The organism is Oerskovia sp. NPDC057915 (genome assembly GCF_042887685.1).
In the GTDB taxonomy this organism is placed as follows: Bacteria; Actinomycetota; Actinomycetes; order Actinomycetales; family Cellulomonadaceae; genus Oerskovia.
In genome coordinates this window covers 16,298-31,174 of sequence record NZ_JBHVOS010000018.1, presented here as the reverse complement: position 1 = coordinate 31,174, position 14,877 = coordinate 16,298, and the positions used below count along the sequence as shown (strand labels likewise).

General features: G+C 72.2%; 12 protein-coding genes and 2 pseudogenes. 7 read left to right on the top strand and 7 right to left on the bottom strand.

Annotation, left to right across the window (positions count from 1 at the left end):
* Positions 1-137: 137 nt before the first annotated feature.
* The 5 genes and pseudogenes from ACFVQ3_RS13110 to ACFVQ3_RS13090 all read right to left on the bottom strand — a co-directional run.
* A pseudogene (locus tag ACFVQ3_RS13110) lies at positions 138-596 on the bottom strand (family 1 glycosylhydrolase); the annotation flags it as partial.
* Between the two features lie 105 nt (positions 597-701).
* Positions 702-1,304 (bottom strand): annotated as a pseudogene (locus ACFVQ3_RS13105) (family 1 glycosylhydrolase); the annotation flags it as partial.
* Between the two features lie 9 nt (positions 1,305-1,313).
* On the bottom strand, positions 1,314-2,210 hold the full coding sequence (locus ACFVQ3_RS13100; RefSeq protein ID WP_387639648.1) for a carbohydrate ABC transporter permease: 897 nt from the start codon (positions 2,208-2,210) through the stop codon (positions 1,314-1,316).
* A 1-nt stretch (position 2,211) separates the two neighbouring features.
* Positions 2,212-3,135, bottom strand: a complete 924-nt coding sequence (locus tag ACFVQ3_RS13095; protein ID WP_205307556.1) for a carbohydrate ABC transporter permease — start codon at positions 3,133-3,135, stop codon at positions 2,212-2,214.
* A 9-nt stretch (positions 3,136-3,144) separates the two neighbouring features.
* Positions 3,145-4,431: an extracellular solute-binding protein gene (locus ACFVQ3_RS13090; RefSeq protein ID WP_387639645.1), complete on the bottom strand. Its 1,287-nt coding sequence runs from the start codon at positions 4,429-4,431 to the stop codon at positions 3,145-3,147.
* A 181-nt stretch (positions 4,432-4,612) separates the two neighbouring features.
* On the opposite strand from ACFVQ3_RS13090, the gene ACFVQ3_RS13085 reads away from it, so the two are divergent.
* Complete coding sequence (locus ACFVQ3_RS13085; RefSeq protein ID WP_387639643.1) at positions 4,613-5,281, top strand: TetR/AcrR family transcriptional regulator; 669 nt, start codon at positions 4,613-4,615, stop codon at positions 5,279-5,281.
* The gene (locus ACFVQ3_RS13080) at positions 5,278-8,658 is read left to right on the top strand and encodes a GH36-type glycosyl hydrolase domain-containing protein (RefSeq protein WP_387639640.1); all 3,381 of its coding nucleotides are present in this window, start codon (positions 5,278-5,280) and stop codon (positions 8,656-8,658) included. Before ACFVQ3_RS13085 ends, ACFVQ3_RS13080 begins: the two co-directional genes overlap by 4 nt.
* Before the next feature lie 91 nt (positions 8,659-8,749).
* On the opposite strand, the gene ACFVQ3_RS13075 is transcribed toward ACFVQ3_RS13080, so the two are convergent.
* Positions 8,750-9,490: an alpha/beta fold hydrolase gene (locus ACFVQ3_RS13075; RefSeq protein ID WP_387639637.1), complete on the bottom strand. Its 741-nt coding sequence runs from the start codon at positions 9,488-9,490 to the stop codon at positions 8,750-8,752.
* A gap of 81 nt (positions 9,491-9,571) precedes the next feature.
* Between ACFVQ3_RS13075 and ACFVQ3_RS13070 the strand changes: the two genes are divergently transcribed.
* Both ACFVQ3_RS13070 and ACFVQ3_RS13065 read left to right on the top strand, forming a co-directional pair.
* Complete coding sequence (locus ACFVQ3_RS13070) at positions 9,572-10,423, top strand: helix-turn-helix transcriptional regulator (protein ID WP_387639634.1); 852 nt, start codon at positions 9,572-9,574, stop codon at positions 10,421-10,423.
* 138 nt (positions 10,424-10,561) lie between these two features.
* Positions 10,562-11,020: a YbaK/EbsC family protein gene (locus ACFVQ3_RS13065; RefSeq protein WP_387639632.1), complete on the top strand. Its 459-nt coding sequence runs from the start codon at positions 10,562-10,564 to the stop codon at positions 11,018-11,020.
* A 42-nt stretch (positions 11,021-11,062) separates the two neighbouring features.
* Here ACFVQ3_RS13065 and ACFVQ3_RS13060 read toward each other — a convergent pair whose 3' ends face one another.
* Positions 11,063-11,287 carry a hypothetical protein gene (locus ACFVQ3_RS13060; protein WP_387639629.1) on the bottom strand — a complete coding sequence of 75 codons (225 nt, stop codon included), beginning with the start codon at positions 11,285-11,287 and terminating at the stop codon, positions 11,063-11,065.
* 195 nt (positions 11,288-11,482) lie between these two features.
* Between ACFVQ3_RS13060 and ACFVQ3_RS13055 the strand changes: the two genes are divergently transcribed.
* The 3 genes from ACFVQ3_RS13055 to ACFVQ3_RS13045 all read left to right on the top strand — a co-directional run bounded on the left by ACFVQ3_RS13055 (position 11,483) and on the right by ACFVQ3_RS13045 (position 14,848).
* A complete protein-coding gene (locus ACFVQ3_RS13055; RefSeq protein WP_387639626.1) occupies positions 11,483-12,529 on the top strand; it encodes a hypothetical protein in 1,047 nt (348 codons plus the stop codon).
* 41 nt (positions 12,530-12,570) lie between these two features.
* A complete protein-coding gene (locus ACFVQ3_RS13050) occupies positions 12,571-12,840 on the top strand; it encodes a hypothetical protein (protein WP_387639624.1) in 270 nt (89 codons plus the stop codon).
* 214 nt (positions 12,841-13,054) lie between these two features.
* On the top strand, positions 13,055-14,848 hold the full coding sequence (locus tag ACFVQ3_RS13045; RefSeq protein ID WP_387639621.1) for an MDR family MFS transporter: 1,794 nt from the start codon (positions 13,055-13,057) through the stop codon (positions 14,846-14,848).
* The last annotated feature ends 29 nt before the right edge of the window (positions 14,849-14,877 follow it).

Below are 14,877 nucleotides of genomic sequence, written 5' to 3'. Positions count from 1 at the left end.
GCCTGCCCCCCCCGCGGGGGGCGGACGCCCCCGGCGGGCCGTCCCTGGGGTTCCCGCTGGGGGTGTGGCGGCTCGCGGCCGCCCCCCCCCCCCCCCCGACCCCGTTCTCGGCTGCCGGCTGCCGGTGAGGTGGGTCAGTCGTCGAGCGAGATCTCGCCGCGCGCGACGGAACCGAGCCAGCCGAGGCTCGGCTTGGGGGTGCGCTCGAAGGTCTCCGGGTCCCAGCCGATGAGCCCGAAGGTCGGTGCGAAGGAGCCCCACTCGTAGTTGTCGAGCAGCGACCAGTGGAGGTAGCCGATGAGCGGCAGCCCCGCCTCGACCTCGGCACGCAGGGCGCGCAGGGCGTCACGCGTGTAGTCGATGCGGCGCGCGTCGTCGGCCGTCGCGATGCCGTTCTCCGAGACGAGCACGGGCAGGCCCGTGATCTCGTACCCCAGCCGCGCCGCCTCCGCGATGGCGGGCGGGTAGTACTCCCAGCCGGTGAGGGTCTTCTCGGAGTCCTCCGGAGCGGGCAGGGGCCCGTCGACCGTGATGCGCGTGCGGGTGTAGGCCTGGACACCGACGAAGTCGTCGCCGCGGGCGGCCTCGAGGAACACGGTCTCGCGCGGGTAGGCGTACTCCCGCAGGACGTCCTCGGCACCCGGGTCCGCGAAGAACTGCTGCGGGGCCACGGGCCAGCCCACGGGCACCCCGACGGTGCGCACGAGCTCGACCGCGCGGCGGTGCGCCGCGATGAGGTTCTCGGTCGCGACGGGGTCGGGCGCGTGCATCGTGCCCGCCTGGAGCTGTTCCGCACCCTTGGCCGCCGTGATCATCATGGCGAGGATGTTGGGCTCGTTGATCGTGAAGACGTGCGAGGCGGAGTCCAGCAGCGGGAGGACGCGCTCCACGTAGCGTGCGAAGCGCTCGACCGAGCGCGGGTCGGTCCACCCGCCGTCCTCGGTGAACCACCGGGGGGACGTGAAGTGGTGCAGCGTGATCAGCGGCGTGACGCCGTGGTCGAGGCAGCACTGGACCATGCGGCCGTAGTGGTCGAGCTCGGCACGCGAGAACATGCCCTCGGCGGGCTCGATGCGCGCCCACTCGATCGAGAAGCGGTAGGACGTGAGGCCGGACTCGGCCAGCAGCCGGATGTCCTCGGCGTACCGGTGGTAGCTGTCGGCGGCGTCACGCGACGGCTCGGCGAGGGTCGAGTCGGCCGCGACCTCGCGCGCCCACCAGTCGCTGTTGACGTTGTTGCCCTCGATCTGGTGGGCGGCCGTCGAGGCGCCCCAGGCGAAGGGCTCGGGGAAGTTCAGGGGCACGACGTTCTCCTACTTGATTCCGGTCATGGCGATGCCCTGCACGAAGTAGCGCTGCAGGAAGAGGAAGAGGATCAGGATCGGGGTCACGACGAGCACCGAGCCGGCCATGAGGAGGCCGTAGTACGTGCCGTTGGACCCGACCGAGTAGAGCGAGAGCGCGACCGGGAGCGTGTACATGTTCTCGGTCTGCGCGACGACGAGCGGCCACAGGAAGTTGTTCCACGAGCCGAGGAACGTGAGGATGCTCAGCGTCGCGAGCGGCGGCCCGCACTGGGGCAGGACGATCCTGAAGAAGATGCGGAACTCGCCCGCGCCGTCGATCCGGGCGGCCTCGATGAGCGCGTCGGGGATCCCGAGGATGAACTGGCGCATGAGGAACACCCCGAGCGGCCCTGCGAGGAACGGCAGGACGAGCGCCGGGTAGGTGTTGACGAGCCCCATGTTCGACACCAGGACGAACATGGGCACGAGCGTCACGACGCCCGGGACCATGAGGGTCAGCATGACGAGCGCGAACAGCACCTTCTTGCCCGGGAAGCGCATCTTGGCGAGCGCGTACCCGACCATCGAGCAGAACACGATGTTGCCGAGCACGACGGCGACGGCCACGACGATCGAGTTGGTGAAGAACTGCCCGTAGTTGAGCTGGGACAGCCACTTCTCGTAGTTCTCGAGCGTGGGGTTCTCGGGCCACCAGGTGATGGGCCGCTGCAGGAGCTCGCCCTGCGTCTTGAAGCTGCCGAGCAGCATCCAGATGAACGGCATGAGCGTCAGCAGCAGCCCGACGACGAGCGCGGTGTACGTGGCACCGCGGGACCAGCGGATCGGGCGTCGGGGTCGGCGCGTCGTCGTGCCCGCGCTCGTGCCTGTCGGCGCCGGAGCGACCTTCGAGGACGTGAGGGACATGTCAATCCTCCTTCGACCGCAGCAGGCGGAACTGGACTGCCGCGAGGGCCGCGATCAGTGCGAAGAGCACGTACGCCGCCGCGGACGCGAACGCGTAGTTGCCGTAGCCGAACTGGTTGTAGACGTAGTAGCTGATCGTCAGCGTGGAGTTGACGGGGCCGCCCTTGGTCATCACGAACGGCTCCTCGAAAACCTGGAGGAAGCCGACGGACAGCAGGACCGCGCCGAGCAGCAGCGTGGGGCGCATGAGGGGAACCGTCATGGAGCGGAAGCGGCGCCAGGCACCGGCACCGTCGACCTCGGCCGCCTCGTAGACGTCCCGCGGGATGGCCTGGAGACCGGCGAGGAAGATGATCATGAGCGTGCCCATGTTGCGCCAGGCCGCCATGACGATGATCGAGGGCATGGCCCAGGTGCTGTCGTTGAGCCAGTCGGGGCCGTTGATGCCGACCCAGCCGAGCACCGTGTTGACGAGGCCGGAGTCCTGGAGGATGAACCGCCAGACGACTGCGACGGCGACGATCGAGGTCACCACCGGGGTGTAGAACCCGACGCGGAAGACGCTGCGGAACTTCTCGATGCCCGAGTTGAGGGCGACGGCCAGGGCAAGGCCCAGCGCCATCGTCAGCGGGATGCCGACGACCACGAAGAAGAAGGTGTTGACGAGGGCCTTGCGGAAGAGCTCGTCCTGGAAGACCTGGGCGAAGTTGTCCAGTCCGACGAAGTTCACCGCGAAGGGGGTCTTGATGTCACGGATCGTGAGATCCGAGAACGACATGCCGAACGACGCGAGCAACGGTCCCAGCATGAAGACCGAGAAGACCGCGACGAACGGCAGCGCGAACAGCCAGGCGACGACGGCTTGACGTCGCCGGTGGACGGCGCCGACCGAACGTCGGCGCCGCCCCTCGGTGGTCGTTGTCATGGCGTGGACTTACCAGCCGAGCCCGAGCGTGTCGGCCTTGGCCTGGATCGTCTTCGCCGCGTCCTCGGACGTGACCTGACCGTTCGCGACCTTCTCGGCCTCGGTCTCGATCGTGGCCGAGAGCTCGTCCCAGCTCGGGACGGTCGGCGGGGCGATCGTGTTCTCGAGCTGCTGCTGGAGCACCTGGGTGCGCGGGTTGGAGGTCAGGGCCTCGTCGTCCCAGGCGCTGTTGACGGCCGGGAGGTCGTTCGTCGCGGCGTACCACTCCTGCTGCGTCTCGGGGTCGGCGAGCCAGCGGACGAGCTTCCAGGCGCCGTCGGCGTTCTTGGCCTCGTTGAAGACGCCCAGGTGCGCGCCGCCGATGTAGGAGTCGTTGTTCGCGGTGCCCGCGGGGACCGGGATGGTCGCGACGTTCTGCTCGACCCAGTCCTCGCCCTGCATGTCGGCGAGGACGTTGACCATCCACGGCCCGGAGATGAAGGCCGGGTCGGAGCCGTCGACGAACGCGCTGTTCTGCGTGTCGCCGTAGCCCGCCAGGGGGGACAGGCCCTCGGTGAAGAACGAGGCGTAGTAGTCGAGCGCGTCGATCATCGCCTGGTTGTCGAGGTCGTAGGCGTCACCGGCCGCGTTGAAGATCGAGCCGCCCGCCTGCGAGTAGAACGGGAGGATGACCTGCGTCGAGTCCTCGGCGTCGCCCATGGGGAGCTGGAGGCCGTACGTGGAGCCGTTCGTCTTCATCGCCTGCGCGAAGGCGGTGAGCTCGTCCCAGGTCGTGGGAGCAGCCACACCGGCGGCCTGCGCGAGGTCCGAGCGGTAGTACATGACGCGGGTCTCGACGTACCACGGCACGCCGTACTCGACGCCGTCCGCGACGGTCGAGGCGGCAGCGCCCTCGACGAAGTCGGCGCTGTCGACGAGTCCGTCCGGGACGGGCGCGAGGCCTCCCGTGGAGACCATCGTCGGCATGAACGACGTGCCGATCATGATCGCGTCGGGCACGGTGCCGGCGGCGACGGCCGTCTGGAACTTCGTCATGACGTCGGCCCACGGGATGGTGGTGACCTGGACCTTCGCGTCCGGGTTCTCGTCGGTGAAGCCCTTGACGAAGTCAGGGAGCTTCTCGCCTTCCTCGCCCATGGCCCAGACGGTGATGTCGCCCTTCGCGGGCGAGTCGTCCACCGTCGTGCTGGACGAGGCGCCGGGCTTCTCTGCCGACCCTTCGTCCGCGCGCCCACAGGCGGTCAGTGCCAGGAGTCCGACGATGCCGACGGCGACCGCCTTGCGTCCGAGCTTCATGAGCAATCCTCCTCATCGAGTGTTCGGCTCGATCTCTGAGCCGATGTGAAACTACCATAGCGTGCGCTCGGTTAGTCTTTTCACCAGTGGTGTCCGGCACCATACGGTGGATACCGATCAAATGCTGACGAAGGAGACGGTGATGACCGACAGCGGTCCTGGTGCCCGAGCTGCCGACACGATGACGACCCCGAAGGCCCCGAACGGTGGCAAGCGTCCGGACGGCCGCCTGGTCCGTGGCGAGCAGCGCCGGCGGGAGATCCTGCGGACCGCGGTCGAGGTGTTCGGCGAGCAGGGCTTCCGAGGGAGCTCGCTGCGCGAGATCGCTGCCCGTGTCGGGATCTCCGAGGCCGGCCTCCTGCACCACTTCGGCAGCAAGGCGGGCCTCCTGACGGCGACCATCGAGGAGCGCGACCGGCGTGATCTCGAGCGCCGCACGCAGTCGGAGACCGACGGCGCCTCCCTGCTGGCCACGATCCGCGACCAGGTCCGGCGCAACGCCGAGACCCCCGGGCTCGTCGGCCTGCACGTCGTCGTCGCCGCCGAGGCCACCGAACCGAGCCACCCTGCGCACGACGTCGTCCGGGACCGCTACCGGGCGCTGCGCCACCAGGACGACACCCGCTTCCGGGACGCCATCGATCGCGGCGAGCTGCGCCCCGAGGTCGATCCCCAGGCGATCGGCCAGCTCTTCTCCGCAGTCATGGACGGGTTGCAGCTCCAGTGGCTGCTGGACCCGGAGAACGTCGACATGGTCGCGCTCTTCGACCACTTCGTCGCGCTGCTGCAGCCGGACCAGGGCGCCGCGCGCGCCATCGATGAACAGACGACAGAGCAGGAGTCCACGTGACCACCACCGCCATGACCGCCGCCCCCGCGGGCACGACGCTCGCCTCGGGCGAGATGACCGTCGAGCTCACGACCGGCGGCGACGTGCATGCCGTCCGGACGGGCGGGCTCCTCGTCAACCAGTACCTCCCCGGTGAGCACGACCGCATGCCTGGCGGTGTCCTCCTGCGCGCGACCCGCGCCGACGGAACGGTCGAGGTCGCCCGGCTCACCGGCTCCGCGCCCGCCGTGACGGGCGTCGAGACCGGCACCGACCGCGTCGTGTGGTCCGGCGAGGCGCTCGGGCTGACGTCGCGCGTCGCGCTCACCGTGGCCGACCGGACCCTCGTGTGGCGTGTCGACCTCACGGTCGGACCGGGCACGGACGCCCGCACCGGCTACGACGTCGTGCACGTCCAGGACCTCGCCCTGGCGCCGCCCGCGGCCGCGCTGTCGAGCGAGGCGTACGTCTGCCAGTACCTGCTCCACCGGGCGCTCACGCACCCCGCCGCGGGCACCGTGCTCGCCAGCCGCCAGACCATGTCCGCGCAGCCGAGGCTGCCGCTCGCCGTCACCTTCCTCGTCGAGGGGGCCACCGCCCACCTCACGGACTCCCTCCAGGTCTTCACCCCGCTGGCGCGCCACGACGGCGTCCCGCACGGCCTGCTCGGCCCCGTCACCTCGGGAGTGCTGCAGTACGAGTACGCGATGCAGACGCTCGTGTCCCGGCCCCTCGACCTGTCGACGGGCACCGCCCAGGTCCATGCCGTGACGGTCGTCGACCTGGACGCCCGCGGGCCGCTCGCGGACACCGTCGAGGAGATCGACCGGTGGGCCGCCGCTGCCGTCGCCACCGCCGCGCAGGAGCGTGCCGCGCACCCGCTGCCCACGACCGGCTCGGTGCTCCGCGACGCCCCGCTGCTGTCGGGCGACGCGCTCGACGAGGCCGACCTCCTCGCGGCCCTCGACCTCGCGGCCGACGACGTCCTGCTGCCCGAGCGCGACGCCGACGGCACGCTGCTGTCCTTCTTCACCCCCGACGGGGCGCACGTCGTCGACGGACGCAAGGAGACCCTGACCGAGCGGTCGCACGGCCACGTCCTCAAGGCCGGGGATGCGGTCCTGCCCACCGACGAGGTGCTGTCCGCGACGGCGTTCGCTCCCGGTGTGTTCGTCTCGCACGTGGTCCTCGGCAACACCACCGCCAACCGCCTCGCGTCGGTCCACCGCCACCACCTCAACCTGCTGCGCAGCAGCGGGCTGCGGGTCCTCGTCGACGACGGCGAGGGCGCCCACCTGCTGGGCGTGCCGTCCGCGCTCGTCCTCGACGTGGGCGGCGTGCACTGGGTGTACGAGACGCCCCTCGGCCGCGTCGACGTGCGGACCGTCGCCCACCACCGGCGCGACCGCATCGACGTGAGCGTCCGGTGCGAGCGCGGGCTGCGCGTCACGGCGACCCTCGAGCTCGACGACGAGGCCGGCGGCTGGGTGGCCGAGCACACGTCCGAGGGGACGGTCGTCCTGCGCCCCGTCGCGGACGGCGACGTCGACTCGCACTACCCCGACCTGCGCTACGCCGTCACGTCGACCGCTCCGATCGCGCTCGACGACGCCTCGGCGCACCGGCTGTCCAGCACGACGGGCTCGGGCGGTCTGGCCGTCGCGATCTCCGGCTCGCTCCACGGCGACGCCGCCGCGCTCGAGCTCCTCGCTCCCGAGCACGACCCCCTCGACGATCTCGAGGCGACGCTCGCGGGCCACCTCGACACCGTGCGCGGACTGGTCCGCGGCCTGCGCTTCCAGCCGCACCCGGAGCTCCAGACGCAGGAGCTCGACCTCCTCGTCCCCTGGTACGCGCACGACGCGCTCATCCACTTCCTCGTCCCGCACGGGCTCGAGCAGTACTCGGGCGCGGCGTGGGGGACCCGCGACGTCTGCCAGGGGCCGCTCGAGCTGGCGCTCGCCGGCGGCCGTGAGGACATCGCGCGGCAGATCGTGCTGCGTGTCCTCGCGCACCAGCACACCTGGGGCGGGTTCCCGCAGTGGTTCATGTTCGACGAGTACGCCGAGCGCTACAACGACTCGTCGCACGGAGACGTCGTCGTCTGGCCGCTCTTCGCGCTCGCCCAGTACCTCGAGGCGAGCGGCGACGTCGCGATCCTCGACGAGAAGGTGCCCTTCTGGGACCACGCGCACCGCCGACCCGCCGCCGCAGGGCCGGACGCCGAGGCGACCGTGCTCGACCACGTCGAGCGGATCCTCGACCACCTCGAGACCGACCTGCTGCCCGGCACGTCGCTGCCCGCCTACGGCGAGGGGGACTGGGACGACACGCTCCAGCCCGCCGACCCGCAGATGCGGACGAACCTGGCCTCGACGTGGACGTCCGCGCTCCTCGTCCAGGCGGCCGACCTCCTTGCCCGCACCACGGGCGGCTGCGACGACCTGGCCCCGCTCTCGGCCCGCGCCGCCACCCTCGCCTCCTCGGTCCGCACCGACCTGCGCGAGCGCGCGCTCGTCGACGGCGTCATGGCGGGGTACCTGCGGCACGGCGAGCAGGGCGACGAGCTCGTCATCCACCCGCGGGACACCAGCACCGGCATGCGCTACCGGCTCATCCCGATGAACCAGTCCATCACGGCGGGCATCCTCACCCTCACCGAGGCCGAGGAGCACGAGCGACTCATCGCCGAGCACCTCCACTTCCCCGACGGGGTGCGGCTCATGGACCACCCCGCCGCGTTCGACGAGGGGATCCCGCACACGTTCCAGCGCGCCGAGCAGGCCGCGAACGTCGGGCGCGAGGTCGGCCTCATGTACGTGCACGCGCACATCCGCTACGCGGAGGCGCTCGCCGCGCTGGGCCGCGGTCGGACGCTCGACGAGCTCCTGCGCATCAGCCCGTTCGACCTCGGGGACCGCATCGCGCACGCCGCACCGCGCCAGCGCAACGCGTACTTCTCGTCGAGCGACGCGGACTTCCCGGACCGTGCGAGCTTCGCGCGCGACTTCGACAAGCTCCGCGACGGGTCGGTCGGCGTGCGGGGCGGGTGGCGCGTCTACTCGAGCGGGCCGGGGATCTACCTGCGCCAGCTCGTCCAGGGCGTCCTCGGTCTCACCGAGCAGGCCGGCGCGCTCGTCGTCGACCCGGTCCTGCCGGCGACGGCGGACGGGCTCACCGTCGACCTCGAGCTCGGGGGCCGGGCGCGCACCGTCGTGTTCCGGATCGGTGCCGAGGGTTCCGGCGTCCAGGTCCGTGCGGGCTCGGGCCCGGACACCCCCGTCGTGGTCCCCGCCTCGCCGCGGGCCGGTGACTACCGCGAGCGCGGTGTCGTCGTGGCCCCGGGCGCTCTGGGCGACGCGGCGCTCGTCGAGGTCACGGTCCAAGCCGGGTCGTAGCCCCCGCCCCTCGCCGCGCCCACGTCGAGAACGAGGTTGAGGTCGTCCTGGACCCCAGGACGACCTCAACCTCGTTCTCGACAGCCTCCGACTACGCCCGCGCCGCCCGCACGATCTCGTCCGCGAGGTCGGCGGGTCGCGAGAACATGGGCCAGTGACCGGTCGGCAGGTCGACGTACGTGACGTCGAGCTCGCCGAGCTCGGTGTGCAGGGGCGGCCCGGGGTGCGCCATCTGCTTCAGGACCTCCGAGGGCAGGCTCGTGCAGATCACGGTCGCCGGGACGTCGAGACGCGCCGGGTCGCTCACGTGCACCCGACCCCCGGCGACGCCGCCCGGGTGGGGCACGGCGCGTGCGCGGAACCGTGCGAGCCCGGCCTCGTCGATCCCGTCGAGGCTCGACCCCGCGGCGGCGAGCTCGTCCCACGAGGGCAGCGGCACCTCGACCGTCCCTGCGGGCAGGTCCGGCGAGAGCGACGCGCCGTCGACGAGCGGACCCGTGTCGACGTGGACCGTGCGTCGGATGCGCGCCGGGTCGCGGTCGACGACCTCGTGGATCACGGGGCCGCCGCCGCTGTGCCCCACGAGCACGACGTCCCCGACGAGGGGCGCGATCACGTCGCGGACCGCCTGGACGTGGTCCTCGCGGGTGAGGCGGCTGCGGTCGGTCGCGACGTCGTCGAGCCCGGGGAGCGTCACGGCGTGCGGTGCGAGGCCCGCGGCCTCGAGATGGGGGACGACGTCGTCCCACGCCCACGCCCCGAGCCAGAAGCCCGGGACGAGGACGACGTGGACCTGCTGCTCTGTGCTGGAGCCCTGCGCTGAAGTGGTCATGGACCCACCCTCGCGCGGCCCTGGTGACACCTGTCTGTCACCATTGTTCGAGGAGTTCCGGGTTCTCGACGGAGGCGGCACGTGAACAAGACCGAACGGCTCTACGCCGTGGCCGAGGAGCTGCGCCGCGCCGGGCCCGGCGGCACCACGGGGCCGCGTCTCGCCCGGCTGCTCGAGGTCAGCGAGCGCACGATCAAGCGCGACGTCTCGGCGCTCCAGCAGGCGGGACTGCCGATCTGGGCGCAGGCCGGGCCGGGCGGCGGCTACGTGCTCGACCCGTCCGCGTCCCTGCCGCCCGTGAACTTCACGCCGCAGCAGGCCGTCGCGGTCGCGGTCGCGCTCGCCGCGCTCCCGCCCGGCAGCCCGTTCGCGGTCGACGCCGTCGCGGCGCAGGGCAAGGTCTGGGACGCCCTGGGGCCCGAGGCGCGCGAGCGGGCGGCGGCGCTCGCGGCGAGGGTGTGGATCGACCACGGCGGCACCTCCGACCGCGCGGCCTCGCTGCCCGACGGCGCCGCTCGCCCGGGTGCGGGCGTCGCCACGGAGCAGGTCGCGTCGGTGGGCGACGGCACGGCGGGGGACGCGACGGGCGGCGGCACGGGGGCGGGAGGTGGCGCACCGGGCGACCCCGTGCCGCGCGCCAGGGTGCACCTGCAGGTCCTGCGCGCCGTCGAGCAGTCCCTCGCCCGGTCGACCGTGCTCGCGATCCGGTACCGCGACGGCCGCGGCCAGGAGTCCGCCCGTCGGGTCGAGCCCGTGATCCTGGCGCACACGGCCGACGCCTGGTATCTCATCGCGTGGTGCCGGTCGCGGGAGGCGGTCCGCTGGTTCCGGCTGGATCGCGTCGAGCGGGCCGACCTCACGGGCGAGCCGTACGTGCCGCGGCCGGTCGCGGAGGTGGGGACCCCGCCGTCGGGCGCGGTGCCTGTCGCCTGAGCGGGTGCGCCGCGTCGAGGACGGGCTTGCGGTCGTTCAGCGGCTTCGGACGGCCGCGACCCCGTTCTCGGCGACCGGGTGTCGCGAACCGGGACCGCGCGCGATGATGGCTCCCTGCCGACCCCGAGGAGACCTGCCGTGAGCACCGACCGCACCCGCGCCTTCTTCGACGCCCAGGCCCCGGACCTCACGGTCCTCGACACCGGCGAGGACACCGCGACGGTCCAGATGGCGGCGGCGACGCTCGGGGTCGAGCCGGGGCAGATCGCGAAGACGCTCGCGCTGCGCGACGGCGAGCGCAGCTTCCTGCTCGTGACGCGTGGCGACGCGCGGGTCGACAACGCGAAGTTCAAGGCCACGTTCGGGGCCAAGCCGCGCATGCTCGACGCCGAAGGCACGACCGCGCTGACGGGGCAGCCGATCGGTGGTGTGGGGCCGTTCGGGCACAGCGGGCCCGTGACGGTGTACTGCGACGTGTCGTTGCAGGGCTTCGAGACGGTCTACCCGGCGGCGGGCAGCCCGACGAGCGCGTTCGCGATCACGCCCGGCCGGCTCGCGGAGCTCGCCGGGGCGCAGTGGGTCGACGTCAGCCGGTAGCCCGGTCACAGGGCCTCGGTGTCGTCGCCGTCGATCAAGCGGTCAGGCTGCCATGGCCAGGGAGCTGGTCATGACGGACGACACCGCCGAGGCCTCGAGCCAGCGGCGCACGATGCGTGCGTCCGCGGCCCGGCGCACGGGGCTGCGCAGGTTGAGGTGCGCGTAGGCCCGGTGCTCGACGAGGGCGGCGCGGTCGTGGTCGAGGGCCCAGAGGATGGCGCAACGGATCTCGTCGGTCGAGGGCCGGAACGCGTGGTCGAGGTGCATGATCACTCTCAAGGTGAGGGCCGCGGGTCTCGCGGCGGAGAAACTGTGTACACCTCTCAAGAGGGGCGAACCGGCAATTCATGACGCGACTTTCCGGAAGAAGTTTTCCTGACAGTCTGTTTCGTGAAGCGAACAGCCCAGCGACACGGTGATGCTCGTCACGTGCGTGTCGGAGGGCCGTGCCACCCTCGATGCATGGACAGGGACGAGGCACGGGAGATCAAGGGTCAGCTCGCGGACTTCGCGCGCGATCTCGCGGAGCGCGGGGGCGCCGGTGCGACGGCGAGCGCGGCGGCTCCGGCCGGTGAGGGGGAGCCGGCAGGACCGGTCGGCCGGGAGGCCTGGGCACCCACGCTCGCGCTCGGCCTGGCCCCGCGCGAGGGCGGCGGGTACGGCATCGCGGTCCGCTACCGCCTGGGGGTCCCGGCCGTGCGCAGCATCGCACGGCGCGTCGCGTCGGAGGCGGGCCCGGTCGTGGACGTCCGCCGGACAGGGCGGATCCGGGCGCTCTCCCGGTCGACGGGCACCGGCCCGCGTCCGCCGGTCGTGACCGCGCAGGCAGCGGGCGAGACCGGTCGGGTGCGGCCGCTGCGCCCCGGAGTCTCGATCGCGCACGTCGACGTCACGGCAGGCACTCTCGGTGCGTTCGTCCTCGTCGGGGACGCGGTGCACGCCCTGTCCAACTACCACGTGCTCGCCGGCTCCCCGCGCGCACAGGTGGGCGACGCCGTCGTGCAGCCGGGACCTGCCGACGGCGGACGCGCACCCGCCGACCAGGTCGGGACGCTCGCCGCGACCGTTCCCCTCGCGCGGGGGCGGACCGCGACCGTCGATGCCGCGATCGCCCTGCTCGACGACCCCGACGTGGACCTCGACTACCCGGTGGGCCGCATCACGACCACGGCCGTCGCGCTCGGCGGGGAGACGGTCGGCAAGATCGGCCGGACGACCGCCGTCACCGCGGGGCGGGTCACCGCGATCGAGCTCGACGACGTCGTGGTCGGCTACGGCGAGGACCTCGGCGCGCTGCGGTTCGACGACCAGATCGAGGTCGAGTCGACCGGGACCGGGCCGTTCTCGCGCGGAGGCGACTCGGGGTCGCTCGTGTACCGCGCGGACGGCGTCGCGCTCGGGCTGCTCTTTGCCGGGTCGGAGACCGGGGGAGAGAATGGGACCGGGCTGACGTACGTCAACCCGATCGACACCGTCCTCGCCGCGCTCGACGCCCGGCTCGCCCGCTGAGCCCGCCTCGACCGGCGGTGGACGGCCGGAGGGTGGTACCGGTGGCGAGCATCGAGCAGGCCCGGGAGGCCAAGACCGCGCTCAAGCGGGCCCTCGCGGGCCAGGACGGCGTGACGGGGATCGGGCTGGCGCGCGCGTCCGCGGACGAGGCTGCTCGAGGGGGGACCGGGGCTGCGCAGACCGAGGCTCCCGACGACACCTGGTGCGTCCAGGTCAACGTCGTCGACTCCGCCGCGTCGGGTGACGTGCCGCGCGAGGTCGACGGCGTCGCGGTGGTCGTGCGCGTGACGGGGCACGTGGGCGCGGGCTGACGCCGCTCGTCCTCTCGCGCCTCGTTCCTCACCTGACGAGGAATGCTGCCCGGGGCTACGGTTGTTGTTCCTTGCAGATCGACGGACCACGTCCCGCACGGCGACCCCGGTCGCACGGCGCAGCCAGAGCCACGACTCTCACCGCCCGCCCTCGACGGGCTCCTGCTCGGCCCCTCGTCCGGCACCCGTGTGCCGGCTCCCCCCGAAGGCGCCCATGTCATCGAGCACCCCTGCCCAGGCAGGCAGCACCCGCAGCACGGTCAGCACCTCCGCCCGTCGCGCGGCACGCACCGTGAGCACCGCCCCGAGCCACCGCGAGATCCTCGTGATCCTCGGCGGTCTCATGATCGGCATGTTCCTCGCGGCCCTCGACCAGACCATCGTCGCGACCTCGATCCGGACGATCGGCGACGACCTGAACGGCCTCTCGGTCCAGGCATGGGTCACGACCGCCTACCTCCTGACCTCGACCATCTCGACCCCGCTGTACGGCAAGCTCTCCGACGTCTACGGGCGCAAGCCCTTCTACATGACGGCGATCTCGATCTTCGTCGTCGGCTCGCTGCTGTCCGGGACCGCGACGTCGATGTACGAGCTCGCGCTCTACCGCGGCCTCCAGGGCCTCGGCGCAGGCGGGCTCATGTCGCTCGCGATCACGATCCTCGGCGACCTCGTCGCACCGCGCGAGAGGGCCCGGTACCAGGCGTACTTCCTGAGCGTCTTCGGTGTCTCGTCGGTCCTCGGACCGGTGGTCGGCGGGTTCTTCGCCGGGGCCGACACGATCCTGGGCATCACGGGCTGGCGGTGGGTCTTCCTGATCAACGTCCCGATCGGGATCGTCGCCCTGCTCGTCGTGGGCCGCGTGCTGCACCTCCCGCCGCTGCGCAAGGTCCAGCACCGCATCGACTGGCCGGGGGCGCTGCTCATCGTCGTCGCGCTCGTGCCGCTCCTGCTCGTCGCGGAGCAGGGCAGGCAGTGGGGGTGGGCGTCGGCGGTCTCCCTGGCCTGCTACGTCGTGGGCCTCCTGGGACTGGTCGGGTTCGTGCTCGTCGAGAGACGTGCGGGCGCGGACGCGATCCTGCCGCTCGCGCTGTTCCGCAACCGCACCTTCTCGGTGGGGGCCGGGGCCAACCTCGTCGTCGGGATGGCGATGTTCGGCGGGCTCGCGACGCTGCCGCTCTACCTGCAGATCGTGCTCGGCATGAGCCCCACCGAGGCCGGTCTCGCGCTCATCCCGTTCACGGTGGGCATCATCGGCGGGTCGGTCACGGTCGGGCAGATCACGTCGCGCACCGGCAGGTACAAGATCTTCCCGGTGGTCGGGACGGTCCTCATGGGGATCGGCGTGCTCCTGCTGTCGCGGATCGGGGTCGACACCCCGTTCCCCTACATCGCGGCAGGCTCGGTGATCCTCGGGCTCGGGCTGGGCGGGTGCATGCAGCCGCTCGTGCTCGCGGTCCAGAACGCGGTGCCGGTCAGGGACATGGGCGTCGCGACGTCGTCGTCCCTGTTCTTCCGCCAGATGGGAGGGACACTGGGGACGGCCGTGTTCCTGTCGGTGCTGTTCTCGACGGTGGGCGGGAACATCGCGACCGCGTTCCGCAACGCCGCCCGGTCCCCGTCGTTCCAGGCAGCCCTCGCGGACCCGGCGGTCCAGCGCGACCCCGCCAACGCCCCGATCCTGCGGATGACGCAGGGCGGGGCCGTGCCCTCGCTCGACGACTCCTCGTTCATCTCGCACCTCGACCCACGCCTGGCGCAGCCGATCCTGGAGGGCTTCTCGCAGTCGGTCGACCTGGTGCTGGTCCTCGCGGCCTGCATCCTCGTGATCGGCTTCGTCCTGACGCTCCTGCTCCCCGAGCTGCCGCTGCGCGACGTCTCCGGGATCCAGGGCCGCGCCGAGGAGGACGCGGCCGACGAGGCGGCCGCGTCGCTCGCCGCCGGGGACGACGTCGAGACCGACCAGCCCGTCGAGGCGCGACGCACCCCGGGACCGCCCGGGGTGTGACCCACCGCCCCCAGGAGGGCAGAATTCTC

Excerpts from the sequence above, each read along its gene's own strand:
- ACFVQ3_RS13055 (WP_387639626.1), top strand. The coding sequence starts at position 11,483 with ATGGACAGGGACGAGGCACGGGAGATCAAGGGTCAGCTCGCGGACTTC.
- ACFVQ3_RS13100 (WP_387639648.1), bottom strand. The coding sequence starts at position 2,210 with ATGTCCCTCACGTCCTCGAAGGTCGCTCCGGCGCCGACAGGCACGAGC.
- ACFVQ3_RS13045 (WP_387639621.1), top strand. The coding sequence starts at position 13,055 with ATGTCATCGAGCACCCCTGCCCAGGCAGGCAGCACCCGCAGCACGGTC.
- ACFVQ3_RS13060 (WP_387639629.1), bottom strand. The coding sequence starts at position 11,287 with ATGCACCTCGACCACGCGTTCCGGCCCTCGACCGACGAGATCCGTTGC.
- ACFVQ3_RS13090 (WP_387639645.1), bottom strand. The coding sequence starts at position 4,431 with ATGAAGCTCGGACGCAAGGCGGTCGCCGTCGGCATCGTCGGACTCCTG.
- ACFVQ3_RS13075 (WP_387639637.1), bottom strand. The coding sequence starts at position 9,490 with ATGACCACTTCAGCGCAGGGCTCCAGCACAGAGCAGCAGGTCCACGTC.
- ACFVQ3_RS13095 (WP_205307556.1), bottom strand. The coding sequence starts at position 3,135 with ATGACAACGACCACCGAGGGGCGGCGCCGACGTTCGGTCGGCGCCGTC.
- ACFVQ3_RS13085 (WP_387639643.1), top strand. The coding sequence starts at position 4,613 with ATGACGACCCCGAAGGCCCCGAACGGTGGCAAGCGTCCGGACGGCCGC.